The sequence below is a fragment of the Novosphingobium sp. YAF33 genome (assembly GCF_052113265.1).
Classification (GTDB): domain Bacteria; phylum Pseudomonadota; class Alphaproteobacteria; order Sphingomonadales; family Sphingomonadaceae; genus Novosphingobium.
Genome location: NZ_JBFRCW010000006.1, coordinates 495,857 through 520,334 on the forward strand (window position 1 = coordinate 495,857; position 24,478 = coordinate 520,334).

22 protein-coding genes are annotated in these 24,478 nt (G+C 66.2%); 7 read left to right on the forward strand and 15 right to left on the reverse strand.

Annotation, left to right across the window (positions count from 1 at the left end):
* Positions 1 to 38 precede the first annotated feature (38 nt).
* The 5 genes from AB4Z00_RS15220 to AB4Z00_RS15240 form a co-directional block, all read right to left on the reverse strand.
* Positions 39 to 956, reverse strand: a complete 918-nt coding sequence (locus AB4Z00_RS15220) for an SDR family NAD(P)-dependent oxidoreductase (protein ID WP_442046519.1) — start codon at positions 954 to 956, stop codon at positions 39 to 41.
* 110 nt (positions 957 to 1,066) lie between these two features.
* A complete protein-coding gene (locus AB4Z00_RS15225; protein WP_442046453.1) occupies positions 1,067 to 2,275 on the reverse strand; it encodes a CaiB/BaiF CoA transferase family protein in 1,209 nt (402 codons plus the stop codon).
* A complete protein-coding gene (locus tag AB4Z00_RS15230) occupies positions 2,272 to 3,294 on the reverse strand; it encodes an alpha/beta hydrolase (RefSeq protein WP_442046454.1) in 1,023 nt (340 codons plus the stop codon). Before AB4Z00_RS15230 ends, AB4Z00_RS15225 begins: the two co-directional genes overlap by 4 nt.
* Before the next feature lie 100 nt (positions 3,295 to 3,394).
* Positions 3,395 to 4,537 (reverse strand): FAS1-like dehydratase domain-containing protein, encoded by a 1,143-nt coding sequence (locus AB4Z00_RS15235; RefSeq protein WP_442046455.1) that lies wholly within the window; start codon positions 4,535 to 4,537, stop codon positions 3,395 to 3,397.
* Positions 4,538 to 4,581: 44 nt separating this feature from the next.
* On the reverse strand, positions 4,582 to 6,159 hold the full coding sequence (locus tag AB4Z00_RS15240) for an acyl-CoA synthetase (RefSeq protein WP_442046456.1): 1,578 nt from the start codon (positions 6,157 to 6,159) through the stop codon (positions 4,582 to 4,584).
* 118 nt (positions 6,160 to 6,277) lie between these two features.
* Here AB4Z00_RS15240 and AB4Z00_RS15245 point away from each other — a divergent pair, with 118 nt between their 5' ends.
* On the forward strand, positions 6,278 to 7,069 hold the full coding sequence (locus AB4Z00_RS15245; protein WP_442046457.1) for an IclR family transcriptional regulator: 792 nt from the start codon (positions 6,278 to 6,280) through the stop codon (positions 7,067 to 7,069).
* Here AB4Z00_RS15245 and AB4Z00_RS15250 read toward each other — a convergent pair.
* A complete protein-coding gene (locus tag AB4Z00_RS15250; RefSeq protein WP_442046458.1) occupies positions 7,066 to 7,941 on the reverse strand; it encodes a LysR family transcriptional regulator in 876 nt (291 codons plus the stop codon). The two genes, AB4Z00_RS15245 and AB4Z00_RS15250, sit on opposite strands and share 4 nt — an antisense overlap.
* Before the next feature lie 125 nt (positions 7,942 to 8,066).
* Between AB4Z00_RS15250 and AB4Z00_RS15255 the strand changes: the two genes are divergently transcribed.
* The 5 genes from AB4Z00_RS15255 to AB4Z00_RS15275 all read left to right on the forward strand — a co-directional run bounded on the left by AB4Z00_RS15255 (position 8,067) and on the right by AB4Z00_RS15275 (position 12,869).
* Positions 8,067 to 9,668 carry a carboxyl transferase domain-containing protein gene (locus AB4Z00_RS15255; RefSeq protein ID WP_134093787.1) on the forward strand — a complete coding sequence of 534 codons (1,602 nt, stop codon included), beginning with the start codon at positions 8,067 to 8,069 and terminating at the stop codon, positions 9,666 to 9,668.
* Positions 9,669 to 9,673: 5 nt separating this feature from the next.
* Positions 9,674 to 9,985, forward strand: coding sequence for a DUF3088 family protein (locus AB4Z00_RS15260; RefSeq protein ID WP_442046459.1), 312 nt, complete (start codon positions 9,674 to 9,676; stop codon positions 9,983 to 9,985).
* Positions 9,982 to 11,826: an acetyl/propionyl/methylcrotonyl-CoA carboxylase subunit alpha gene (locus AB4Z00_RS15265; protein ID WP_442046460.1), complete on the forward strand. Its 1,845-nt coding sequence runs from the start codon at positions 9,982 to 9,984 to the stop codon at positions 11,824 to 11,826. Before AB4Z00_RS15260 ends, AB4Z00_RS15265 begins: the two co-directional genes overlap by 4 nt.
* A gap of 107 nt (positions 11,827 to 11,933) precedes the next feature.
* Positions 11,934 to 12,353, forward strand: coding sequence for a hypothetical protein (locus AB4Z00_RS15270; RefSeq protein WP_442046461.1), 420 nt, complete (start codon positions 11,934 to 11,936; stop codon positions 12,351 to 12,353).
* 63 nt (positions 12,354 to 12,416) lie between these two features.
* Positions 12,417 to 12,869: a MaoC family dehydratase gene (locus AB4Z00_RS15275; RefSeq protein ID WP_132267969.1), complete on the forward strand. Its 453-nt coding sequence runs from the start codon at positions 12,417 to 12,419 to the stop codon at positions 12,867 to 12,869.
* 44 nt (positions 12,870 to 12,913) lie between these two features.
* Here the strand turns inward: AB4Z00_RS15275 and AB4Z00_RS15280 are convergent, their stop codons facing one another.
* The 6 genes from AB4Z00_RS15280 to AB4Z00_RS15305 form a co-directional block, all read right to left on the reverse strand.
* On the reverse strand, positions 12,914 to 13,918 hold the full coding sequence (locus AB4Z00_RS15280; protein ID WP_442046462.1) for an LLM class flavin-dependent oxidoreductase: 1,005 nt from the start codon (positions 13,916 to 13,918) through the stop codon (positions 12,914 to 12,916).
* Positions 13,919 to 14,050: 132 nt separating this feature from the next.
* On the reverse strand, positions 14,051 to 15,088 hold the full coding sequence (locus AB4Z00_RS15285) for a DUF2889 domain-containing protein (protein WP_442046463.1): 1,038 nt from the start codon (positions 15,086 to 15,088) through the stop codon (positions 14,051 to 14,053).
* Between the two features lie 33 nt (positions 15,089 to 15,121).
* Positions 15,122 to 16,144: an NADP-dependent oxidoreductase gene (locus tag AB4Z00_RS15290; protein WP_442046464.1), complete on the reverse strand. Its 1,023-nt coding sequence runs from the start codon at positions 16,142 to 16,144 to the stop codon at positions 15,122 to 15,124.
* Between the two features lie 8 nt (positions 16,145 to 16,152).
* Positions 16,153 to 17,475: a cytochrome P450 gene (locus AB4Z00_RS15295; RefSeq protein ID WP_442046465.1), complete on the reverse strand. Its 1,323-nt coding sequence runs from the start codon at positions 17,473 to 17,475 to the stop codon at positions 16,153 to 16,155.
* Between the two features lie 2 nt (positions 17,476 to 17,477).
* The gene (locus AB4Z00_RS15300) at positions 17,478 to 18,278 is read right to left on the reverse strand and encodes an SDR family NAD(P)-dependent oxidoreductase (protein ID WP_442046466.1); all 801 of its coding nucleotides are present in this window, start codon (positions 18,276 to 18,278) and stop codon (positions 17,478 to 17,480) included.
* A 13-nt stretch (positions 18,279 to 18,291) separates the two neighbouring features.
* Positions 18,292 to 19,716: an aldehyde dehydrogenase family protein gene (locus tag AB4Z00_RS15305; RefSeq protein WP_442046467.1), complete on the reverse strand. Its 1,425-nt coding sequence runs from the start codon at positions 19,714 to 19,716 to the stop codon at positions 18,292 to 18,294.
* A 238-nt stretch (positions 19,717 to 19,954) separates the two neighbouring features.
* Between AB4Z00_RS15305 and AB4Z00_RS15310 the strand changes: the two genes are divergently transcribed.
* Positions 19,955 to 21,406 carry an NAD-dependent succinate-semialdehyde dehydrogenase gene (locus tag AB4Z00_RS15310; RefSeq protein ID WP_442046520.1) on the forward strand — a complete coding sequence of 484 codons (1,452 nt, stop codon included), beginning with the start codon at positions 19,955 to 19,957 and terminating at the stop codon, positions 21,404 to 21,406.
* A 73-nt stretch (positions 21,407 to 21,479) separates the two neighbouring features.
* On the opposite strand, the gene cydX is transcribed toward AB4Z00_RS15310, so the two are convergent.
* Genes cydX through AB4Z00_RS15325 form a run of 3 tightly spaced genes read right to left on the reverse strand, consistent with a single transcriptional unit; the run spans position 21,480 to position 24,364 of the window.
* Entirely contained in the window at positions 21,480 to 21,596 is a 117-nt protein-coding gene (gene cydX, locus AB4Z00_RS15315) for a cytochrome bd-I oxidase subunit CydX (RefSeq protein ID WP_132267958.1), read from the reverse strand.
* A 10-nt stretch (positions 21,597 to 21,606) separates the two neighbouring features.
* The gene (gene cydB / locus AB4Z00_RS15320; RefSeq protein ID WP_442046468.1) at positions 21,607 to 22,755 is read right to left on the reverse strand and encodes a cytochrome d ubiquinol oxidase subunit II; all 1,149 of its coding nucleotides are present in this window, start codon (positions 22,753 to 22,755) and stop codon (positions 21,607 to 21,609) included.
* Positions 22,756 to 22,768: 13 nt separating this feature from the next.
* On the reverse strand, positions 22,769 to 24,364 hold the full coding sequence (locus AB4Z00_RS15325) for a cytochrome ubiquinol oxidase subunit I (protein ID WP_442046521.1): 1,596 nt from the start codon (positions 24,362 to 24,364) through the stop codon (positions 22,769 to 22,771).
* Between the last annotated feature and the right edge of the window lie 114 nt (positions 24,365 to 24,478).

Genomic DNA, 24,478 nt, shown 5'->3' on the forward strand with positions numbered 1-24,478 from the left:
CCGGTCGCGAGACCGGGCGGGCTTTTCCGTTCTGGCGGTCAGGCCGTGGCGGCGCGGATCATGCCGAAGCCATAGAGCAGATGTTCGAGCTGGCCGTCCGGCACTGGCGGGAAGGCCAGCGTCTCGCCGCCATCGCGGATCGCGCCGATCTCGGCGGCAACTTGTTCCAGGCTCCAGTCCTTGCGGAAGGCGCCCTCGTTCTCGACGATCTTGGCGCGCGCCAGACGGCCGCCCATGGCGACGAACATCTCGCCCGAAGCCGCGCAATCCTCATGGCAAAGGTAGCCAACCATCGGCGCCACCTGCTCGGGCTCCATCGGCGGGAACTGGCTGGTGTCGATCCCTTCCGACATGCGGGTGACGGCGGCCGGGACGATCAGGTTGGACTTCACATTGGCGTGCTGCCCCTCGATCGCCGCGGTGTTGGACAGGCCCATGAAACCGGCCTTGCACATCGCGTAAGTCACATTGTCCGACTTGCCGTAGAGGCCGTTGATCGAACTGGTCAGCACGATGCGGCCGTAGCCCTGCGCCATCATATGTGGGAAAGCCTCGCGCACCACATGATAGGCCCCCTTCAGGTGGACATCGAGGACGGCGGTGAAATCCTCGTAGGCGAGCTCGCTGAGGCTGCCGCGTCGTACATTGCCGGCCGAGTGGATCAGAATATCGATCCGCCCGAAAGCATCGAGCGCCGACTGGACGATCGCCTTCCCGCCCTCCGGCGTGGCGACGCTGTCGGTGTTTGCCACGGCCTCTCCGCCCAAGGCGCGAATCTCGGCGGCGAGCGCTTCGGCGGGGCCTTCTTCGGTAGCGTCGCCCGCCATCGAGACGCCGGGGTCATTGACCACGATCTTGCAGCCCCGGCTCGCCAGCAGCAGCGCATGGGCCCTGCCCAGCCCGCGTCCGCCGCCGGTGATCACGGCGACTCTATTGTCGAAGCGCAGGTCTGGCATGGTCATCTCCACTCATCGTCATTGCGAGCGGCAAAGCCGCGCGGCAATCCAGGGCCGCCCCAACCGCCCTGGATTGCTTCACTGCGTTCGCAATGACGAAGGTTCGGGCCTCACGCAACGACGCCCGACGCCCTGAGCGCCGCGATCCGCTCGGGCGATAGATCGAGCACGTCTTCCAGAATGAAATCGGTGTGCTCGCCCAGCACCGGCGGCGCGGTCGGCACCGGCTGCGGTGCATCGGTGAAGCGGATCGGGCGATTGACGATGGGGATCGGCCCCAGTGTCTTGTGCTGCGTTTCCACCACCATTTCGCGCTCAACCGCCTGCGGCTGCGCCAACGCTTCGGAGACGCCCAGGATCGGCGCATGCGGCACTTCGTGCGCGGTGAAAATCGCGACCAGTTCGTCCACGCTGTACCGCTCGGTGAAGGCGCTGACGATGGCGTTCACTTCCGCCCTTGCATCGCGGCGCTTTTCCAGCGTGTCGTAGCGCGGATCCTCGATCAGTTCGGGGCGATCGATGGAGCGGCAAATGCGGCTCCAGAACCCCGGCGTCAGGCAGGCGACGACGATCGAACCCTCTCGCGCCGGGAAGATGCCGTAGGGGACGAGGTTGGGATGCTGCGATCCCACCCGGCTCGGGTCGGTGCCGTTGAAGAAGGCCAATTGCGCGATGTAGCCGAGCATACCGATCAGCCCGTCCATCAGGCTGACGTCGATATGCCGCCCCACGCCGGTCCGCTCGCGCTCGTAGAGGGCCGAGAGGATGCCGATCGGCCCGTTGATCCCGCCAACCAGATCGCCCAGCGGAATGCCCAGCTTGGTCGGCAGTCCGTCCGGCTCGCCGTTCATGGAGAGCGCGCCGGACATGGCCTGGAGTACGATATCGAAACTCGGCCGGTCCTTCAGCGGGCCGGTATGGCCATAGCCGGAGATCGAGCAGTAGATAAGGCGCGGATTGATCGCCTTCATCGCCTCGTAGCCAAGGCCCAATCGGTCCATCACACCGGGGCGGTAGTTCTCCACCAGCACGTCGCACTTGGCCGCCAGATCGCGGACGAGCGCCAGCCCCTCCTCGCTCTTGAGGTCGACGACGATGGACTTCTTGCCGCGATTGACCGCGAGGTAATAGTGGCTCTCGCCGTCCCGCGTGGGCGGAAACGTGCGCGTCTCATCGCCAGTGCCGGGCGGTTCGATCTTGAACACTTCGGCGCCCATGTCGGCCAGCGCCAGCGAGGCGGCGGGGCCTGCGAGAACGCGGGTGAAATCGATCACCCGCACCCCGGCGAGCGGGCCGGCCCAAGATTCGTCTCCGCTCATCGGTTCAGGTTCTCGCGAAAGAAGGAGAGGATCGCCGCCACGGCATCACGCCCCTCAGGAATGCCGATATTGTAGTGATAGCAGTGGCCCATCCCCTCCCCCACGATCAGCGTAGAGCGCACCCCGGCCTTCAGCAGTTGCGAGTTTGTGAAGATCGCCGGGCTGAGGTCCATGGCGCGGGTGCCGGTGATGACGAGCGTGGGCGGGAACGTGGCCAGCACATCGAGATGATAGCCCGGCCAGGCGCTGGGATCGCGCGGGTCGCAGTCGTCAAAATAGCCACGGGTGATGTCGATGGCCGTGCTGCCGTCAGCGGGCGGCGGTGGGAACGAGCCGTCGATATAGCCTGCGACGTAGGCCGACTCTCCGGCCCCGAACGGCACGCCGCCCGCGCCGAAAATGCCGACCGCGCCCGCCTGCGGCAGTCCGTGCGCCGGAAGCCATGCCGCCGCCTGCGCGGTGAGCGCGCCGCCTGCCGATCCGCCGTAGATGCCGATCCGGCCCGGGGCATAGTCCGTCAGCAACGCGGCATAGACCGCCGCGACATCCTCCACCCCTGCCGGATGGCGATGCTCGGGCGCCATGCGATAGTTGACGCTGACGACGCGGAACTTGCCGAGCGCGGCGATAGGGATCGCCTCCATCAGCGCGATGCCGTCCCACCCGACGGTGAAGGCGCCGCCGTGCAGATTGATAAGCACGCGTTCGGGATCGTGGCCACTATCGGCGGGGGTGACGTCCAGCACCTCCACGCCGCCGATCACCCTGGGCACGATCTCAACCGCGAAGTTCTCTCGCAGCCGCGCCACGCCGGCGGCGGCATAAGCGTTGATCTGCTCACGCCGCACCGCGACGTCTGCTTCCTGTTCGCCCGCCGCATCGAAAGCCGGTGTGGTCGCCCGGGCACGCTGGAAGGCCGCCGCCTCCTCACTCAGCAGGTCGGAAACTGGCAGGACGAAGGCAGGCACCCGCACATCGCCATTGGCTTCGAACTGCGGCGCGGCCTGATCCTGTCCCATAAGCTCTCCGTTATTATTCAGTCCAGCATACGACACGGCCCGAACCTTCTGCAAAGGTCCGGGCCGAAATCGCTCCCCCGTTATGCGAGACTGCCGACCATCAGGCCTTGCTGGGCAGTTCCGCAACGGCAGTGCCGAAGGCCGAAAGCTCACCGCGATGGGTGGTGGCCTTCTGCGCCACTTCGACGAACTTCTTGCCGCCTTCCTCGAACTTGCGCGTCACTTCGCCGGTGATGATGATCGCGTCGCCATCCGGGTTGTGGCGGCGGATCTGGCAGTCGGACTTGGTGAGGAAGCCGTCGTCGCCGATCCAGTTGGTCATGTGGTGCGTCAGCCACGAGCAGCGCTCCGGACCGTAATCGTATGCGCCCGGCGCGCCGACTTCGAGAGCGAAGGCTTCATCCCAGTGCACGCGCTCGGGGCAGTCCGGCACGTTGAAGCGGTTGCGGATGCCCAGGCCAGGATGGGCCTTCTGCATCTTGTAGGCCAGCTTGTTGGCGCGGATGTAGAGGCCGCCCCAGCCCTGCGCGTAGCAGATGAAGCCGGTGACGGTCATCGGCCCCTTCATCATCGGCGGCAGCTTGTCGCCGACGTTCACATCCTCGAAGTAACGCGGGGTGGCGCCGCGGATCTCTTCCTGGTCGTAGATGTCGTAGAATTCGTCCAGCTGTTCCTGTGTGAACGGCTCCACGCGGCCGCGTGCTTCGGTGTACTTGGTGCCACGTTCGCGCGCCTCGTCACGGTCGGTGCGGAACACCCACGAATCCGCGCCGGCAACCTGCTCGCCGTTCTGGTTGAAGAAGTCGACGTGGTAGATCTGCTGGAACGAGCGGCCCGCGAACTTGGTCTGATGCTCGACCAGATCCTTCAGGTAAGCCACCGTGGTGATCGTGTCGTTGCGCAGCACCGGCTTGTGCCAGGTCCAGTCGGCACCCGCCCACATCGCGTGCACGCCCGACAGACCGCCGCAATAGCCCGAGACGATGCGGCTGGTGGTGAACAGGAACGAAGGCAGCGCGACCAGCGAGCCGTACTTGGTCTTCGCGGCATATTCCGGATCGCACCACAGCGGATTGTCGTCGCCGATGCCGTGGGCATAGTGGCGGATCGCGTCGCGGGTGGCTTCATAGTTCCACGGCTCGACGGTGTTCTCGATCTTCACGCCGATGCGGGCGCGCAGGTCATCGAGACCGGCCTCGGTGATCTTGGGGAACTTGGATTGGGGCTCTGCTGTGGTTGCCATTTCGGTACTCTCCTGAATTTCGGCCTGGATTCTTGGGATAGTTTTCAGCCGACCGCTTCAGCGGCCTTCGCCGCCTCCCGGTCGCGCAGCATCTTGCGGTGGACCTTGCCGGCCGGGTTCTTGGGAAGCTCTTCCACGAACTCCACCACGCGCGGGAATTCGTGCTGGGCCAGACGCTCGCGGGTGAAGTCCTGAAGCTCCTTGACGAAGCCATCATCGCCCGCGCGGTTGGCGACGACGAAGGCCTTCACCACTTGCCCGCGCTGTTCGTCCGGCACGCCGATCACGCCGCATTCGAGGACGTTCTCATGCCGCAGCATGGTGTTCTCGATCTCGACGGCGGACATCGTCCAGCCCGCCGAAATGATCACGTCATCGGCGCGGCCGCAGTGGTAGAAGTAGCCTTCCTCGTCGATCTTCGCGCGGTCCTTGGTGGTCATCCAGTTGCCGCCACGCCAGAGCATAAGCTCGCCGATCTCGCCGGGCGCGGTGGGCGTACCATCGGGACGCTGCACTTCCAGCTTCTGCCCCGGCACCGCCTTGCCCAGCGATCCGGGCTTCACCCTGAAGTCGCCCGCGCCGGGGTAATTCACCAGCACCACGCCGATCTCGGTGGTGCCGTACATCGAGCAGACGGGCACCTTGAAAGCCTCGTCGATGAATTCCAGCGTCGCCGGGTCGATCGGCTCGCCGGTGTAGGACAGCTTGCGGAAGTGGAACGCGAAGTTCCCCGCCGCGCCGCTGTTCTTCATCATTCGGTAGTGCGTGGCCGCCGCCGACATATTGGTGATGCCGTAATCGTCCAGCGCCTTCATCAGCCGCACCGGATCGAAGCGCCCGGCGAATGTGCCCGTGGTGACACCGAGGCCCAGCGGCGCCAGCGTGCCGTGCCACAGGCCGTGTCCCCATGCGGGCGAGGACGGGCAGAAGAACTCGTCGCCCGGACGGATTCCCGTTCCGTAGAGCGCCGCGAACATCAGCGTGACGAGCGCCTTGTGCGTATGCTTCACCGCCTCCGGAAGCTCACGCGTGGTGCCGCTGGTATATTGGAACACGGCAAGGTCGCCGGCCTTGGTCTTCGGCTCGTACGTCGCCGGGAACTTCGCGATCTCGTCCAGCAGGCCATCGTCGGCGACGATCACGCGCAGCCCATTCTCGGCCGTCACTGCACCGCGCGCGAGGTCGGCCTTCTCGGCATTGGTGATGAGGATGGCGGGCTTGCAGTCGTCGATGCGCAGCTTCAGCGCGTCCGGCCCGAACAGCGTGAACAGCGGCACCGAGATCGCCCCGGTCTGCATCGCGCCGAACAGGCAGACGTAGAACGGCAGCGAGGGCTCCAGCATGAAAGCGATGCGCTCGCCCGGCTTCACGCCCTCCGCGTCCAGCCAAAGCGCAAACCGCGCGGCACCGGCAGCGATCTTGTCGAAGCTCAGGATCTCGTCACGACCATCTGCATGCGCGATGCGCACCGCGGGACGGCCCGAACCATCGGCATGACGGGTGATGCATTCGTGAGCGATGTTGAGCACGTCGCGGTCGCCGTCGAACAGGTCCCACAGCGCGGCCGACGAGGCCTGCGCCTGCGCATCGGCATAGCTTGTCAGTTCGGTCAGCCTAACCATCGCTCATCCCACTCCGCACCGACACGACTCAGCAGCCGGCCATTTGTCCTTGTGTTCAACAAATGTGCGGAAGCAGGCTTGTTTTGTAAATATTGAATGTTATTCTGTATATTGAACGATGAGCAGACCAGACCCTCTCGAAGACGCCGTGCGCGCCAGCAAGGCCCCTGCCATCGCCCGGGCGGCGGCGGTACTGCGTCTGCTGGGCAAGCGCGGCACGCCGATGGGGGTGCAGGCCATCGCCCGCGAGCTGAACCTCGTGCCCAGCACCTGCCTCTATGTCTTGCGGGCGCTCGTTACCGAGGATCTCGTGGCTTTCGATGCCGATACCAAGCGCTATGCCCTCGATGCCGGCGTGCTGACGCTCGCCCGTGCCTGGCTGCGGCGGGACCAGTTCAACGACCTTGCCCAGCCGATCCTCGACCGGGTGGCGCGCGAATTCGGGCTGACCACGCTCGGCGTCCAGATCTTCGGGCTGGACCACATCATCGTCACCGCGATGTCGCAGTCTGGCCAGAATTTTCAGCTCTCGACGCAAGTCGGCAGCCGCTTCCCGGCGCTGGTTTCCGCCACCGGGCGCTGCATCGCCGCTTTCGGCGATCATGAGATTGCAGACCTCAAGCCCCGATTCGAGGCCCTGCGCTGGGATGAGGCGCCGTCATGGGAGGACTGGTGCGCCCAGGTGGCCGAGGCGCGGGAGAGCGGCGTGGCCGTCGATGCCGGGCACTATATCGCCGGGGTCACGGTCATCGCTGCCCCGGTCTGGAAGACGGGGCAAGAACGGCGAGTCGCGCCCAGCCACGCCCTTGTCGCGATCGGCATCGGCGCGGCCCTGCGCAGCGATCTGACAAGCCTGAAAACCGCGCTCGCCACTTCCGCCCGATCGCTGAGCGAGCAACTCGCAACCTAGGCTGTCTCTGCTCGCTCCGTCGCCAGGCCAAGTTGCCGGCGCAGGCTGTCCAGGAATGCGCTTTCCCGCGGAGCCGCGGCATGGAGCAATCCCACTTCGCGCACCAATTCGAAATCGCGCACCGGAACGAAGCGCAGCGAACCATCGGCGAAACCTTCCGGCATCATGCCGATCCCGGCACCGCTGCGAATTACCGAGAGGACGCGTTCGTCGCTGGTGGTCTTGAGCACGAAGCGCGGGCGCACGCCGCGCTGGGTGAAGAAGCGGTTGATCTCGGGCAGCGCCTCGCAGTGGCGGCGCAGGGCCATGCGATCCTGCGCGAGTTGTTCGGCAAGCACCTCGCGCTCTCCGGCCAGGGGATGATCGGGCGGAAGCACCATCATGTAGCGCTCGCGGGACAGGACTTCGGGCTGGTAACGGGCGTGGTGCGGCCGCACGGCGGTCAGCGCCACGTCGATCCGGCCGCGTTCGAGGCGCTCGGCAAGATCGCGCTCACTGCCGTCGAGCAGTTCCAGCGCCTCGCCCGAACGCGCGTGATGCGCCGCCAGGGCACAGCCGATCAGGGGGGTGGGGATGGTGTTCAGCACGCCCACGCGCAGCAGGCTGGGCTCGGCAGGCTCGGCCAGTTCGACCAGGGCGTGCTCGTATTCGGCGGCGATGCGGCGCGCGCGGATGAGGAAGCGACTGCCCGCCGGGGTCAGGGCAACGCGCTGGCGATCCCTGTCGAACAGCCGCGCGCCCAGTTCGCGTTCCAGCTTGGCGATTCCCGCCGAGAGCGTCGGCTGGGTAACGCTGACCGCCCGCGCCGCGCGGCTGAAATTGCCGGTTTCCGCCACAGCGAGGAAATAGCGCAGGAGATATTGGTCGATCATAGACACGATCTATTACGAAGCACGGAAACTTTCAATTTCCGCTGGGGCTTGGGCTTGTCTACATAGGTGAGACAAATCATCCGAACTTGGGAAGAGGCTGAAATGGCCGGACCGGAGAAACAAGCATGAGCGCACCGGTGCTCCAGACGAGCCTGAATCTCGACAGTCCCGAGGCGCAGGCGCGCGATTCCCACAACCGCGCGCTGGTTGCCGAATTGCGAGCCAAGGTCGCCGCGGCAGCGCTGGGCGGAAACGCAAAATCGCGGGAACGCCATGTCGCGCGCGGCAAGCTGCTGCCGCGCGAACGGGTGGAGCGCTTGCTCGACCCCGGCTCTCCGCTGCTGGAGCTGGGCCAGCTCGCGGCCGAGGGTCTCTACGAGGACGATATTCCCGGCGCGGGGCTGATTACCGCCATCGGTACCGTCTCAGGGCGCCAGTGCATGATCGTCTGCAACGATGCCACCGTGAAAGGCGGCACCTATTACCCGATCACGGTGAAGAAGCACGTCCGCGCGCAGGAGATCGCCCAGGAGAACAACCTGCCGTGCATCTACCTGGTCGACAGCGGCGGCGCCAACCTGCCGCACCAGGCGGAAGTCTTCCCGGACCGCGACCATTTCGGCCGCATCTTCTTCAACCAGGCGCAGATGTCCGCAAAGGGCATTCCGCAAGTCGCCTGCGTGATGGGAAGCTGCACAGCGGGCGGCGCCTATGTGCCGGCGATGAGCGACGAATCGGTAATCGTGAAGGAACAGGGCACGATCTTCCTGGCCGGTCCGCCGCTGGTGCAGGCGGCGACGGGCGAGGTGATCTCTGCCGAGGACCTTGGCGGCGGCGATCTGCACAGCCGCAAGTCGGGTGTGACCGATCATTTGGCCGACAGCGACGAACATGCGCTGACCATCGTGCGCGATATCGTCAGCCACCTCGGCCCGCTGCATCACCACGACCAGCCGCTGCGGACCCCGCGCCCGCCCAAGTACGACCCCGAGGAACTCTACGCGATCGTGCCGGAAGACGTGCGCGCGCCCTACGACGTGCACGAAGTGATCGCCCGCATTGTCGACGGCAGCGAATTCCACGAGTTCAAGGCGCTCTACGGCAGCACGCTGGTCTGCGGTTTCGCGCATATCCATGGCCAGCCGGTGGCCATCCTCGCCAACAACGGCGTGCTGTTCTCCGAATCCGCGCAGAAGGGCGCGCACTTCATCGAACTGGCCTGCCAGCGCCGCATTCCGCTGCTGTTCCTCCAGAACATCTCCGGCTTCATGGTCGGCGGCAAGTACGAGGCCGAGGGCATCGCCAAGCACGGCGCCAAGCTCGTCACCGCCGTCGCCACCGCCACGGTGCCGAAGATCACGGTGCTGATCGGTGGCTCGTTCGGTGCGGGCAACTACGGCATGTGCGGGCGCGCTTACGATCCGCGCTTCCTGTTTACCTGGCCCAATGCCCGCATCTCGGTGATGGGCGGCGAGCAGGCGGCCTCGGTGCTGGCCACCGTCCACCGCGACGCCGCCAAGTGGTCGCCCGAGGAGGCCGAGGCGTTCAAGGCCCCGATCCGCCAGAAGTACGAGGATGAGGGCAATCCTTACTACGCGACCGCGCGTCTCTGGGACGACGGCGTGATCGATCCGGCGCAGACCCGCGATGTGCTGGGGCTGGCGCTGGCCGCCTGCCTTGAGGCGCCGATCCCCGAAAAGCCGCAGTTCGGCGTGTTCAGGATGTGATGGCGATGGCCAAGGATACTCTCTTCGTCCTCGACACCGACTATGCCGATCCGGCGTTCGGCGGCGAGCGGCGCTTCTACTGCAAGGACTGCGTGACGGTGGAGGGCCTGCTGGCGCTGTTTCCCGAACGGGCGGCCAATATCGACGTCGTCCGCGTCGGCTGGCCGCGTCCGCGTCCGGCCGTGGTCGCGGCGCTGGGTGAGGAAAACCAGAACCTTCCCGCGCTCGCCTTTGCCGAAGGCGGCTTCGCCAACGATATCGAGGGCGTCCTTGCGGCGCTGCACTCCCGTCACGGTTTCCCGGAGCGTCACCCATGATCCAGTCGCTGCTGATCGCCAATCGCGGCGAGATTGCCTGCCGCGTCATCCGCACGGCGCGGGAACTCGGCATTCGTACCGTCGCGGTCTATTCCGACGCCGATGCCGATGCGCTGCATGTGCGCGAGGCGGACGAGGCCGTGCATATCGGCCCCTCGGCCGTGCGCGAATCCTACCTTGTTGGCGAAAAGATCATCGCCGCCGCGAAGCAGACCGGTGCGGAGGCGATCCACCCCGGCTACGGCTTCCTCTCGGAGAACGCCGCGTTCGCACAGGCGGTGAAGGACGCGGGGCTGATCTGGGTCGGCCCGAACCCGTCCTCGATCACCGCGATGGGCCTCAAGGATGCGGCCAAGACGCTGATGGCCGCGGCCGGAGTGCCGGTGACCCCCGGCTACACGGGCGCCAACCAGGAGCCGGCTTTCCTGGCCGAAGAGGCCGCCAAGATCGGCTATCCGGTGCTCATCAAGGCTGTTGCCGGCGGCGGCGGCAAGGGCATGCGGCTGGTCGAGGCGCCAGCGGATTTCGTCGACGCCCTGGCATCGTGCAAGCGCGAGGCGGCGTCCTCGTTCGGCAACGACCATGTGCTGATCGAGAAGTACATCGCCAGCCCGCGCCACATCGAAGTGCAGGTCTTCGGTGACAGCCACGGCAACGTCGTCCACTTGTTCGAGCGTGACTGCTCGCTTCAGCGCCGCCACCAGAAGGTGATCGAGGAAGCCCCCGCGCCGGGCATGGATTCGGCAACGCGCGAGGCGCTCTGCGCGGCGGCGGTGCGTGCGGCCAGGGCAGTCGACTATGTCGGCGCCGGCACCATCGAGTTCATTGCCGACGGTTCGGGCAAGCTTTCCGCCGATCGCATCTGGTTCATGGAAATGAACACGCGCCTGCAGGTCGAGCATCCGGTGACCGAGGAAATCACCGGTGTCGATCTGGTCGAATGGCAGCTTCGCGTTGCCAGCGGCGAAGCGCTGCCGATGTCGCAGGAAGACCTCACCATCGATGGCTGGGCGATGGAAGCGCGCCTCTATGCCGAAGACCCGGCGAAGGGCTTCCTGCCCAGCATCGGCAAGCTGGAACTGCTGGAATTCGGCGAGGCCGAAGGGGGCCGTATCGACACCGGCGTCTATCAGGGCGCCGAAGTCTCCCCGTTCTACGACCCGATGATCGCCAAGGTCATCGCCTGGGGCGAGGACCGCGAAGAGGCGCGCGAGCGGCTGGGCGAAATGCTGGAAGACAGCGCCGTCTGGCCGGTGCGCACCAATGCCTCCTTCCTCGTGAAAGCGCTGCAGCATCCCGACTTCGCCGCGGGCAAGGTCGACACCGGCCTGATCGGCCGCGACGGCGAGGCCATGGCAGAAGCGCCCCGGCCTTCGGACGAAGTGCTGGAGGCAGCCGCCAATTCGCTGGTTCCGGTGCGCGCGCTTCCCGGCTTCCGCCTCAATGCCGCGCCTGCGCAGTCGGCATGGTTCTCGCTCGACGGCGAGAAAGTCGAGATCGCGCTGACCGGAGAAGGCAGCGAGGAGCCGGACGACGCCGTTCTGGTGACCGAGCAGGGGCAGGCCTGGCTGCTTACCCCCTGGCGGCGCGACGGCGTGCATGGCGGGGCCGATGGCTCCGGCGCGATCCTGGCGCCGATGCCGGGCAAGGTGATCGCGGTAGCCGTTGCCGAAGGGCAGGCCGTCACCAAGGGACAGAAGCTGCTGACCCTGGAAGCGATGAAGATGGAGCATACGCTCACCGCGCCGTTCGATGGCGTGGTGGCGGAGCTGAACGCCGTAACGGGCGCACAGATCCAGGTGGATGCGCTTCTCGCGCGGGTCGAACCGACGGAGGCTTGAGGCAGGTTACGGGCTGGGCCGAAGAATCCGCATTTTCAGTTCATCCGGATCGGCCTAGCCCTCTTGCATCCGCGCCTTCGCGCGGACTCGATACGAGGAGACTTCCCGTGAAATTTTCGTATCTTCCTGCCTGCTCATTCGCCTGTTTCGCAGCCGCTCTTGTTGGCACCTTTGCCGTTTCCCTTGCCTCTGCCGATGCCGCGCCGCCCTCGAACTGGCGGGTACTGGCCTCGCAGACCGTGGCCACCGGCAGCAGCCGCACCACGATCCGCATTCCCGGCAGCAATCGCTATCGGCAGATCCAGCTCTGCACGCGCAATGCCCCGATCCGCCTGTCGAACTACACCTTCCGTTTCGACAACGGCCGCCAGCAGAGCGTGCGCGTGAATACCCGCATCAACACCGGCGGCTGCAGCCGGGCCATCAACCTGACCAATCCGCCGCGCCGGATCGACCGCGTGGACCTGGCCTACCAGCCGATCCCGCGCGGTACACGCGCTCCGCAAATCCGGGTGGTCGGACGCTGAACACTGTTTCCGGCCGGAGCGCTGCTGCGGTCCGGCCGGACATCATGAAAAGGAGAGAGGATCGTGCCGGGGCGCTTTTTCGACGAATGGACCGTGGGTGACCGGATCACTCACCAGCCGAGCCGTACGGTCACTGAGACCGACAACCTGATGTTCTCGGCCATGACGCACAATATGCAGCCGCTGCACCTCGATGCGGAATTCGCAAAGAAGAGCGAATTCGGCCAGATTCTCGTCAATTCGACTTTCACCTTCAGCCTGGCGGTGGGCCTGTCGATCGCGGATACCACCGTGGGCACGCTCGTCGCCAATCTCGGCTTCGACAAAGTGGTGACGCCCAAGCCGACCTTCATCGGCGATACGCTGACCTGCACGAGCGAAGTCATGGAGATGCGCGAAAGCAAGTCGCGGCCCACGCAGGGCATCGTCGTGTTCAAGCACGAGCTGACCAACCAGCGCGGCGAAGTGGCGCTGTCCTGCCTGCGTTCGGTGCTGCTGAAAAAGAAGGACGCCTGAAAGTCCGCTGAAAATTCGCGGTAGACGAATTTTGCAGGGGCGGCTCAGGCCGCCACCGCTTCCTTCAGGCGCGGCATCGTCCGCTCCAGCAACCTGAGGCTCTTCCAGCCCTCTTCCGGCGACAATCCGCCGAGCAGAGGCTGGAAGCCGACTTGCCCGCCCGGCCCCAGCGCCCGCACTCTTTCCACCAGCTGGTCCGGCGTCCAGGCCGCGAACATGCCGGCATGGCGCAGCGCGGCCGGATCGGTGAGGCCCTTGAAAGGTGAGTTCGAACCATCGCCCTCCTGCTCGGCCCATTTGGCATATTCGGTGATGACGTGGACGGCGTGAGGCGCGATGGCTTCCCAGCCCGCCTCCGGGTCCTCGCATAGATGCACGGCCAGCGGCATGCCCGGAACCGGGCGGAAATAGGTCCGGGGCGCATGGCCGAGCCGCTCGCATTCGGCCAGGTAGAGATCGATCAGGTCCGGCTTCATCGGCCCGAAGCCCACGCCGAATTTGGCCGCGCGCCGCGCCGAGGCAGGTACGCCGCCGCCGACCATGACGATGTCCTCGGGTGCCTGGACCGGCAGCGGGCGCACGAAGATCGGGCGGCCGTCGAACTCGAACTTCTCACCCTTCAGCGCGCGCAGGATGATCTCCAGCCCCTCGTCCATCAGCCGCGCGCGGTCCTTGAGCGATTTGCGGAACATGGCGAATTCGAACGGGACGTAGCCGGCGCCGAAAATGACGTTGAGCCGCCCATTGGACATCTGGTCCACAATGGCGATCTGCTCGGCCAGTTCCACCGGATCGTGCAGCGGCAGCACCACCGCGCCCAGCATGAACCGGATCCGGCTGGTGACCGCGGCCATGCCCCCGGCCAGAGTGAAAGGCTGCGGCAGATAGCCGTCGTCCGACCCGTGGTGCTGCATCAGCCCGATCTGATCGGCGCCGATACGGTCCACGAACGCCGCCATCTCGATCGCGGCCCGGTAGAGCTGCGGGGTCGGAGTCGCCCAATCCGGCGAGCGCATGTCGAACGAGACATTGATGCGGATATTGTTCACGGCCTCACTCCCCTGCGGCAAACCTGCCCGGGTGGTGCGCCAATCGGTTGCCCGCCGCAAATCCGCCGCGGGAGATACCGCCGGGGCGGTCTGCCTGCCAACCGGCCGCAGCGCCCGGTCACCTTGTCCCGCTCAAGCCGGCTGGCGCAATTGCTCGACCAGCCGCGGCACATCGGCCAGCGCGCGCAGCGCATCGTTGAGATGGGTGCAGCCTTCCGGCCCGCGCAGCATCTCCAGCACGTCCTCCCGCACCTGGCCCAGATTGCGACCGACCAGCCGCGTCACATTGTGCACGGCCCCCGGACACTCGCGAAACGGCAGGATGTGTGCCTTCGGTTCGAGGGCGATCACTTCGAGCGTGCCAGCGTCCACCGTCGCGCCCAGGCTGTATTCGTGAATGGCGACACGTCCGCCCTCGCGCAGCCTGGCGCTGTCCTGGAACGCGGAATCGATGTGGATGGTCCCGCGATCGGCGCCGTGCGTCACGTCGATCCGGCGAGCACGGCGGAAGCCCGGGCCATCGTGATCGAGGAACGCGTGCCAGCCCGCCGGGTCCGCCGGATTGCGCAAGTGGCCCGCGTCGGCATCGGCGACGTTCTCCAGCGCGGCGCCGCCGGTAACGCCGCTGTTGCCGGCCTGCAGGCCCCAGCAGACGTTGGCGCGCTGGGCCAGCACCGAGCCGTCCTCGTTCCCGCCGCTCAGCCGCTTGCGCAGCACCTCCATGCGCTCTGGGAACCACTGCCCCCACGCGAAGGCGGAGACCAGCGCGGTGCCGGACAAGTCGTCGAGCACGAGATAGAGCGGGTCCGCGCGCGCGATCAGTTCGGGCACGACCTCGCGCAGCAGCATGCGCAAATGGCCGCCCGCGCGGGCGCCGACAAGCCGGCCGATTTCCGCGGGGGCGGGATCGGCGGCGATCCGGGTGATCGTCTTGTCCTCGCTCATCCGCAGGGTGAATTCGCCCTCGGCAAGCGTGCGGCCCTGTCCGTCCGCGCCGGTGAGGAAATCGCGCGCGCGGCCAACGAAGAGGCGCTCGCCATCGACACCCTCGGGCCAGGCCACGTCGATACTGGAAGTGCGGCGCAGCGAATTCACCGGGCGCGGCGGCGCCGGGTTCGCCGTTTTGCGCGGCGGCGGCGGGTAGGACGCGGAAGGGGTATGCATGGTCATGGCGGCATCCTGCGATTTTATCGTTATCGCGAGTCAGCCTGACACCTTCACCAGCAACTTGCCTAGATGGCTGTTGCCAGAAAACACCCCGGCGAAGGCTTCGGGTGCGGCTTCCAGCCCCTCGACCACCGATTCGGGGCAGCGGATCCGGCCCTCGGCGATCCAGCCGGCGATGTCGTCGAGCGCCTGCTGACCGCCGACAAGGAAGCCCCCGAAGCCCTTGATTTCCAGCCCCTTGGACATGATCGTGCGAAAAAAACCGGGAAGCTTGTCGGGGCCCGGCCCTTCCATGCCCATGCCGTAATAGGCGATGAAGCCGCAGACCGGCATGCGCGCGCCGCGTTTCAGGTGGGGCAGCACGGCCAGCATCACGCCACCGCCGACATTGTCGATGAAGACGTCCGCGCCTTCGGGCAGCGCCTTGGCGAGCTGTTCGGCGAAATCCGGCGCCTTGTAGTCGGCTGCTGCGTCGAAGCCGAGGTCGAGCAGGCCCCGGCACTTGTCCGGCCCGCCGGCGATGCCGACGACTCGCGCACCGCGAATCCGGGCGATCTGCCCGGCAAGGCTGCCCACCGCACCTGCTGCGGCCGAGATCACCACCGTCTCGCCCGCCGCCACGCGGCCGATGCCGATCACGCAGGCATGGGCGGTCTGCCCCGGCATGCCCAACGCGCCCAGCGCAGTGGAAACCGGTCCCAGCGCGGGGTCGAGCTTTCTCGGCGGCCCGCGCCAGTCGGCCTTGTCCGGCGCGACCACGGCATATTCGCGCCAGCCGGTGCGGTCCTCCACCAGGTCGCCCACCGCGTAACCGGGGTGGTTGGAGGCGACCACCGCGCTGACGGTCGGCCCGTACATCACCTCGCCTGGACGGACCTGGGTAACACCGGAGAGCCGCTTCTCGTCGATGGCGAAGCGGATCAGCGGGTCGAGCCCGAGCCAGAGCGTCCGCAGCAGCACCTCGTCCTCGCCCGGCTGCGGGATCGGCGCATCTTCCACGCGGAAGTCCGATGGCTTCGGATTGCCGCTGGCATAGCTGGCCAGCACGACTTGCTTCATCGTGCCGCTCACCGCAGCTTCACCGTCACCGCCGACATGCCGCGATGGTCGAGGCCCCGATATTCCGGCTTCGGCTTGCCCGGATCGAGCGTCATGTTCGGGAAGCGGTCGAGCAAGCCGTTGATCGCCACCACCATCTCCTGCCGCGCGACATCCATGCCGAGGCATCGGTGCGGGCCGAAGCCGAAGCCCATATGGTGCTCCTTGCGGCGGAAGATGTCGTATTCCTCCGGCTTGTCGAACACGTCTGGATCGTGGTTGGCGGCGCCGAGGCACAAGTGGATGCGGGTTCCGGCAGGGACTTTCACGCCCTCCATCTCGGTATCTTCCATGCAGAGGCGCATGAACACCGGGTCGGTCGCGCGCCAGCGCAGACCCTCTTCTACGGCGAGGTCGATCACGCTGCGGTCGGCGCGACAGGCTTCCCAGAAGTGGCGGTGGTTCATCAGCGCGTCGATGGTGATGCCGAGTTGCCGCCATGTGGTGCCGCCGCCCGCGAAGATGGCGAGCTTGCAGTAGCCGAACAGCTCATCCTCGGTGAGCGGCCGCTTGGTGCCGTCCTCGTGGGTGATCTCGCAGCCGATCAGCCCGGCGATCAGGTTGTCACCCGGCTCGCGCTGGTTTTCCGCGATCAACCCGCGCAAGGTGCCGTCAACCCAGGCGCGCGCCTCGGCGGCTTCCTCCGGCGCGAGATAGCGGGCGCCGAATGTCGCGCGGTTGAGCTGGTAGCGGAACTCGATCACGTCCTCGCCCTCCAGCCCGATGGCGCGGGTGACGGTGGCCATCGGCAGGCGGGCGCAAAGTTCGGTATTGAGATCGGCGGTCTCACGGTCGAGCAGCTGATCGAGCAGAACGTCCACCGTCTCCTCGATCCAGCGCTTGTTCCACCAATCCAGCACCTTGGGCCGCTTGAACAGCGGCTGCGCGGCGGAGCGCAGGCGCTTGTGCGGCTTGCCCACCATCGACAGGATCGTCGTGCCCAGTGTCCGCACGCCCGCGCTCTCGTTATAGCCTTCCGAGGAATAGAGCTGGTTCTCGCGAAAACCGATCTCGCAGGCGCGGTAGGAGAAGAACGTCATGTTCTCTCGCGGCGCGCCGAGCATCGAGACCATTTCGGGCACGCCCAGCAGTTCGCGCAAGGTGCCTTTGTGCACCGCCCCCGCTTCGCGCAAGGCATTCATATCCTCGGTATAGTCGCGGCTGGGATCGACGCCGGAATTGGCGTCCACTTTGTCGACATCGAACATCTCGGCATAGCGCGGATTGTCCGAGAGCAGCGATGCCAGCGCGTTCGAGCGCGAATCGCTTCCGGAATAGGGACAAGTCGCCATGGTCAGCCTCCTACCTTGCGTCCGGCCGAAAGCCCCCCGTCAACGGGAAGGTTCACGCCGGTCACGTTGCTTGCGAGATCGGAACAGAGGAACAGCGCCGCCGAAGCGGTGTCGCGCGGGTCGATCGCCCGGCCGAGCGGGTGGACGCGGCCCATGCCTTCCAGGATGCGGTCGCGGTGCTCGCTGTCGGGGTCCATCCCGGCATAGTGAGTGAGCATGCCCGCCGGGCAGACCGCGTTCACGCGAATGCCCTTGTCCGCCACCTCGATGGCGAGCGCGCGGGTAAGCTGGACCACCGCGCCCTTGGTGGCGCCGTAGAACACGCCGCCATAGCCGATCAGCCCGGCGACCGAGGCGGTGGAGACGATGGCGCCGCCCCCGCCCTGCTTCTCGAACTGCCGGATCGCGGATTGGCAGCCGTGGACCACGCCCATTACGTTGACTTCGGCCACGCGGCGCATGTCCTCCCCATCGCATTCGGTGAGGGTGCGCAAGCCCTTGCCGGGGATCGGGCTGATGGTCACGCCGGCGTTGTTGTAGATGCAGTCGAGCCGGCCGTAAGCTTCGACGCCCGCCGCCACGGCAGCATCGACGGAGGCCGGATCGGCAACGTCGCACGCGGCGGCGATGGCCTCACCGTTCTGGGCGCGGACCATCTCCGCCGTTTCCGCCGCATTGTCTGCATTCACGTCCGCCGCGATCACTTTCGCGCCGTGTTCGGCAAAGAGCAGGCAGGCCGCGCGGCCAACGCCCGATCCTGCCCCGGTTATCAATGCGACTTTGCCTTCGAGCAGTCCTTTCATCCCGGTCCTCCCCCTACCCGCCGATATTGAGCGTGGTCATGATCTGGAATTCGCGCAGGCCTTCGACGCCGCGCTCGCGGCCGAGGCCGCTCATCTTGATGCCGCCGCCGCTGGCATGGCTGGAGGCGAGCGCGCCATTGACGTTCACCGCACCGCTGCGGATCTTCAGGCCCACTTCCAGCGCCTTGACCTTGTCCTTGCCGTGGACCCAGCCGGAGAGGCCGAAGCGGCTGTCATTGGCCATGTCCACCGCGTGATCGAGGTCGCGGTAGCCGATCACCGAAACGACCGGGCCGAAGATCTCCTCCTGCGCGGCGGGGTTCGCATTGTCGGGCAGGTCGAGCACGGTGGGTTCGAAGAAATAGCCCTTCTCCAGCCCCTCGGGCCGCTTGCCGCCGCAGACGACGCGGCCGCCAGCCTCCACGGCGGCGGCAACGAAATGCTCGCACCGCGCGCGCTGGGCGGCGCTGACCACGGGGCCAAGCTGTGTTGCCGGATCGCGCGCGGGGCCGATCTTCACGCCGGCCAGCAGCTTCGCCATCGCCTCCAGCACCTCGGCCTTGCTTTCCTGCGGCACGAAGACGCGGGTGCCGAGCACGCAGCCCTGCCCCGCATGCGAGGTGCAGACCGAAAGCGCCGCCATGGCCGCGCGCTCCACCGAATCGGGCAGGTAGATCTGCGCCGACTTGCCGCCGAGTTCGAGCACCAGCCGTTTGAGCGTGGGCGCGGCCTGCTTCGCGACCTCCACACCCACGGAGGAGGATCCGGTGAAGCTCACCATGTCCACACGGCGGTCGCTGGTCAGCGCCTGCGCGCCCTCGACGCCCGCCTCGATCACGAGGTTGAACACGCCCTTGGGCAGCCCCGCTTCCTCGGCCGCCTCGGCGAAGACCAGCGAAGACAGCGGCGTCAGCGGATTGGGCCGCAGGATCACCGTATTGCCCGCCATCAGCGCCGGCACGACTTTCCAGAGCGCGGTGTAGAACGGCACGTTGTAGGCCGAGATCGCCGTCACCACCCCGATCGGCGACCAGCGCTTGACGCTCTGCACTGCGAAATGGGCGTTGACCCGCTCATGCAGCGGCAGGGCATTATCCTCGATTTCGGGCAGGCGCAGGAACATCTCGACGATCTCCCGCGCCATGCGCAGCGGCGCGGCGACTTGCGCGCCCATGACCGTGGAGGAAACCGGGCAACCCGCCTCGCGCACGGCCAGGTCCTTCAGCCGATCCGCGCGCGCGGCCATGGCATCGGCGAAGCGCAACATCGCCGCGCCGCGCTCGTGCATGGAAAGGCCGGGCCACATACCCGAGTCGAAAGACCGCCGCGCCGCCGCTATCGCCGCCTCCACTTGCGCGCCCGACAGCCCGGAAAGCTGCGCCACCACGCTCTCGTCCGAGGGATCGAGCACCGTGAACGAAGCGCCCGCCCCGGCCACGAAAGCGCCATCGACATAGCCAGCCTGATCCAGCGACTCTCTCCCGATTAATTCGTTATTGTGAACTTATGTTCGCAAATGAGACTATCGAAGCAATCTGCTCCCGTCAATCGCAGGCGCGGTGCCCGCTCTCCGATCACCTGTCACAGTTGCCTCTCCTTCGGGCTGACCCTATTTCATGCCCGCAAAGCGAGGCGATGCGCACGGCATGGCCGCAACGAGCGAGGATCAGCACGAAATGGCTTTCACCGACTTCCTCCGGCAGCAGTGCTACATCGATGGCCAGTGGTGCGACGCCGACAGCGGCGCCACGCTGGACGTGACCGACCCAGGCACCGGCGAAACCCTGGGCACCGTGCCGAAGATGGGCGCCGACGAGACTTCGCGGGCCATCGATGCCGCCGAACAGGCCCTCCCCGCCTGGCGCGCCAAGACGGCAGGCGAGCGCGCGAAGCTGATGCGCAAGCTGTTCGAACTGATGCTTCAGCACCAGGACGACCTGGGCGAACTGCTCACCCGCGAGCAGGGCAAGCCGCTGGCCGAAGGGCGCGGCGAGATCGCCTATGGCGCCAGTTTCATCGAATGGTTCGCCGAAGAGGGCAAGCGCGCCTATGGCGACGTGATCCCCGGCCACGCACCGGATCGCCGCATCGTCTGCATCAAGCAGGGCGTGGGCGTGGTCGCGGCGATCACGCCCTGGAACTTCCCCAATGCGATGATTACCCGCAAGCTCGGCCCGGCGCTGGCAGCGGGCTGCACCGTGGTCATCAAGCCGGCCTCGGCCACCCCGTTCTCGGCGCTGGCCATCGCGCAGCTTTGCGAGATGGCGGGCATTCCGGCGGGCGTGGTCAATGTCGTCACCGGCAGCGCCGGGCAGATCGGCGGCACGCTGACCGCCAGCCGCAAGGTCGCCAAGCTGACCTTCACCGGCTCCACCGAGATCGGCCGCGATCTGCTGCGCGAATGTGCCGAGACGATCAAGAAGACCTCGATGGAACTGGGCGGCAATGCGCCGTTCCTGGTGTTCGACGATGCCGACGTGGATGCCGCGATCGACGGCGCAATGATCTCCAAGTTCCGCAACGGCGGGCAGACCTGCGTCTGCACCAACAGGTTCTACGTGCAGGACGGCGTCTATGACGAATTCGTCGAGAAGCTGGCCAAGCGCGTCTCGGGGATGAAAGTGGGCTACGGCATGGATGCCGGCAGCGAAGTCGGCCCGCTGATCGACGAGAAGGCGGTCGAGAAGGTCGAGGAACACCTCAAGGATGCGGTGGACGGCGGCGCGAAAGTCCTCGCCGGCGGCCAGCGCAACGAACGCGGCGGTTCGTTCTTCAACCCCACCGTCGTCGCCGGGGTGAAGCCCAGCATGAAACTGGCGAAGGAGGAGACCTTCGGCCCTCTGGCCGGGGTGATCCGCTTCACCGACGAGGCCGAGGCGATCCGCATGGCCAATGACACCGAGTTCGGCCTCGCCAGCTATTTCTACGCATCGGACATCAGCCGCGTCTGGCGCGTGGCCGAGGCGCTGGAGGCCGGCATGGTGGGCATCAACACCGGGCTGATCTCCACCGAAGTGGCGCCGTTCGGCGGTGTGAAGCAGTCCGGCCTGGGCCGCGAAGGCTCGCACTACGGCCTCGATGACTACATGGAGGTGAAGTACCTCTGCATGGGTATCAAACCCGCCTGAGACGCAGCCTGAAACAACGAAAAGGGCAGGAGGCCATCGGCCCCCTGCCCTTTTTCATGCTCGGTCCACTCGATCAGTCGAGCACCGTCTTCTCATCCGACGGGTCTGTGTGGAACTCATGCCACACGCCGTTGATGATGCCGAAGCCGACAGCCAGGCCGACGCCGAGGACCCAGGAAAAATACCACATCGTCGTTTCCTCAGTAGAAATCGGGGTTGAGGTTCACTTCCCGCTCGGTGATCCGGCCGAACATGACCTTGTAGGCCCAGGCGGTGTAGGCAAGGACGATCGGCAGCAGCACCGCGGTCACCAGCAGCATGATGAAGAGCGTGGTGTGGCTGGACGAGGCGTTCCAGGCCAGCAGGCTGGAGCGGGCATCGATCGAGCTGGGCAGGATGAAGGGGAACATCGACAGGCCTACCGAGGCGATGATGCCCAGGTTCGCCATCGAGGATCCCGCGAAAACCACCGCGTCCTTGCGCCCGCGAATGCCGACGAGCGCCACCAGCGGACCGGCCAGGCCAAGCAGCGGGGCCAGGATCATCCAGGGATGCGCGCCGTAGTTGGCCAGCCAGGCACCGGCGGCATGGACCGTCTCGGTCATGCGCGGGTTGGAGGGACCGCCCGCCTCGGCCACGCCGGCTACCCGGTAGCCGATGTCTCCCATCGCTAGCCAGACGCCGCCGAGAGCATAGAGCACGAAAGCCGCCAGTGCCACCACTTGCCCATAGCGCTGGGCGCGGTCGCGAACCGGGCCGTCTTCCAGCTTGAGCGTCAGCCAGCCCGCGCCGTGCAGGACCAGCATCGCCACGGAGACGAGGCCCGCCAGGAGCGCGAAGGGGCTGAACAGGCCGAGCAGCGAACCTTCGTAGAAACTGCGCAAGTCGCTATCGAGCCGGAAGGGAACGCCCTGGAGGACATTGCCCACCGCCACGCCGAAGACCAGCGCCGGCACGAAGCCGCCGACGAAGAGCGCCCAGTCCCAGCGCGCGCGCCAGGCGGGATCGGGGCGCTTGGACCGGTACTTGAAGCCGACCGGGCGCAGGATGAAGGCGCAGAGCACCAGGAACATCGCGAGGTAGAAGCCCGAGAAGCTCACGGCATAGACGAAAGGCCAGGCCGCGAAGATCGCGCCGCCGCCCAGGATGAACCACACCTGGTTGCCTTCCCAGGTCGGGCCGATGGCGTTGATGACCATGCGTCGCTCGGCGTCGGTGCGGCCGACGAAGGGCAGGAGGGCGGCCGAGCCGAGGTCGAAACCGTCGGTCAGGGCGAAGCCGATGAGCAGGACGCCCATGAGCGCCCACCAGATCAGCCGCATCGTTTCGTAGTCGAAGGGAATGGACATTGTTGCCTCCGTCTTACTCGGCCGGGATGGCGGTGAAAGTGCTGGACGAAGATTGCCGGCTTGCGTGTTCGAGCGCAGGCCCGCCTTCGTAGGGCTCGTAACGGTCGGGGCCGTGGCGGATCGCCGAGAGCATGAGCTTCACTTCGATCACCGCCATGACGCTGTAGAGCGCGGTGAAGCCGAAGATCGTCGCCCAGATCTGGGTGGTCGTCAGGCTGGATGCGCCCAGGAACGTGGGCAGAACCCCTTCCACCGCCCAGGGCTGGCGGCCGAACTCGGCCACGGCCCAACCCACTTCGATCGCGATCCACGGCGCGGGCATGGCGATCACGGCCAAGCGCAGGAACCACTTGCGGTCGAACCGGCGGCGGACCGAAAAGGCGAAGGCGGTGGCGAAGAACACGATCAGGAAGAAGCCCAGCCCCGCCATGATGCGGAACATGAAGAACAGCGCCGGTACGTTGGGCACGGTGCTCCAGGCGGCCTTGTCGATGGTCGCATCGTCCGCCAGGCGCGGATCGGCCACGAAGCGCTTGAGCAGCAGGGCATAGCCGAGGTCGTTCTTGTTCCGCTCCCAGGCTTCGCGCGCGACCAGGTCCCGCGGGTTCACCTTGAGCTTTTCCACCGCGTCATAGGCCAGGATGCCGGTACGGATGCGATGGTCCGCGCGTTCCACCAGCGGGATGATGCCGGTGACTTCGCCCGAAAGGCTGCGCGTCGCGATCAGGCCCAGAACGTAGGGGATCTTGATCTCGTAAGCGGTCTCGTGCGCCGAATTGGAAGGGATGCCGAACAGGGCCAGCCCGGCGGGCGCCTTGTCGGTTTCCCACATGGCTTCCATCGCCGCCAGCTTCATTTGCTGGTTGTCGGTAAGCGCGTAACCGCTCTCGTCACCCAGCACGACGACCGAGAGCGAGGACGCCAGGCCGAAGGCCGCCGCCACGGTGAAGCTGCGCTTGGCCAGTTCGATATGGCGACCGCGCAACAGGTAGTAGCAGGACACGCCCAGCACGAAGACGCTGGCGCAGACATAGCCGGCGCTGACGGTGTGGACGAACTTCGCCTGCGCCACCGGGTTGAAGATCACGTCCTTGAAGTTCGAGACTTCCATGCGCATCGTCTCGGGATTGAATACCGCGCCCGTGGGGTGCTGCATCCAGCCGTTGGCGATGAGAATCCACAGCGCCGAAAGGTTCGAGCCGACCGCGACCATGATCGTCGTCAGCAAGTGGCCGCGCTTGGACAGCCGGTCCCAGCCGAAGAACATCAGGCCCACGAACGTCGCTTCGAGGAAGAAGGCCATCAGGCCCTCGATCGCCAGCGGGGCGCCGAAAATGTCCCCCACGTAGTGCGAGTAATAGGCCCAGTTGGTGCCGAACTCGAACTCCATGGTGAGGCCGGTGGCCACGCCCAGCACGAAGTTGATTCCGAACAGCTTGCCCCAGAACCGCGTGACGTCCCGCCAGATGGGACGGTCGGTTATGACATATACACTTTCGGTAATTACTAGAATGAAAGAAAGCCCCAGTGTCAGGGGCACGAAGAGAAAATGGTACAGCGCCGTCAAGGCGAACTGCAGCCGCGATAGTTCCACCACTGCCATGTCGATCATGTCGAATCCCGCTGTTTTTAGCGGCTTGAGGCGGAGAGAAAGCAATTGCCTCAAGCTGGTTGGTTTCGTAGGGTCGCGTTAGGCTTGCATCTGAAAGCTGTCAAACTTTAC

Coding starts and splice junctions, on each gene's coding strand:
- AB4Z00_RS15220 (WP_442046519.1), bottom strand. CDS start 956: ATGCCAGACCTGCGCTTCGACAATAGAGTCGCCGTGATCACCGGCGGC.
- AB4Z00_RS15295 (WP_442046465.1), bottom strand. CDS start 17,475: ATGGCGACTTGTCCCTATTCCGGAAGCGATTCGCGCTCGAACGCGCTG.
- AB4Z00_RS15260 (WP_442046459.1), top strand. CDS start 9,674: ATGGCCAAGGATACTCTCTTCGTCCTCGACACCGACTATGCCGATCCG.
- AB4Z00_RS15230 (WP_442046454.1), bottom strand. CDS start 3,294: ATGGGACAGGATCAGGCCGCGCCGCAGTTCGAAGCCAATGGCGATGTG.
- AB4Z00_RS15265 (WP_442046460.1), top strand. CDS start 9,982: ATGATCCAGTCGCTGCTGATCGCCAATCGCGGCGAGATTGCCTGCCGC.
- AB4Z00_RS15290 (WP_442046464.1), bottom strand. CDS start 16,144: ATGAAGCAAGTCGTGCTGGCCAGCTATGCCAGCGGCAATCCGAAGCCA.
- AB4Z00_RS15245 (WP_442046457.1), top strand. CDS start 6,278: ATGAGCAGACCAGACCCTCTCGAAGACGCCGTGCGCGCCAGCAAGGCC.
- AB4Z00_RS15225 (WP_442046453.1), bottom strand. CDS start 2,275: ATGAGCGGAGACGAATCTTGGGCCGGCCCGCTCGCCGGGGTGCGGGTG.
- AB4Z00_RS15255 (WP_134093787.1), top strand. CDS start 8,067: ATGAGCGCACCGGTGCTCCAGACGAGCCTGAATCTCGACAGTCCCGAG.
- AB4Z00_RS15300 (WP_442046466.1), bottom strand. CDS start 18,278: ATGAAAGGACTGCTCGAAGGCAAAGTCGCATTGATAACCGGGGCAGGA.
- cydB (WP_442046468.1), bottom strand. CDS start 22,755: ATGTCCATTCCCTTCGACTACGAAACGATGCGGCTGATCTGGTGGGCG.
- AB4Z00_RS15250 (WP_442046458.1), bottom strand. CDS start 7,941: ATGATCGACCAATATCTCCTGCGCTATTTCCTCGCTGTGGCGGAAACC.
- cydX (WP_132267958.1), bottom strand. CDS start 21,596: ATGTGGTATTTTTCCTGGGTCCTCGGCGTCGGCCTGGCTGTCGGCTTC.
- AB4Z00_RS15310 (WP_442046520.1), top strand. CDS start 19,955: ATGGCTTTCACCGACTTCCTCCGGCAGCAGTGCTACATCGATGGCCAG.
- AB4Z00_RS15240 (WP_442046456.1), bottom strand. CDS start 6,159: ATGGTTAGGCTGACCGAACTGACAAGCTATGCCGATGCGCAGGCGCAG.
- AB4Z00_RS15285 (WP_442046463.1), bottom strand. CDS start 15,088: ATGACCATGCATACCCCTTCCGCGTCCTACCCGCCGCCGCCGCGCAAA.
- AB4Z00_RS15235 (WP_442046455.1), bottom strand. CDS start 4,537: ATGGCAACCACAGCAGAGCCCCAATCCAAGTTCCCCAAGATCACCGAG.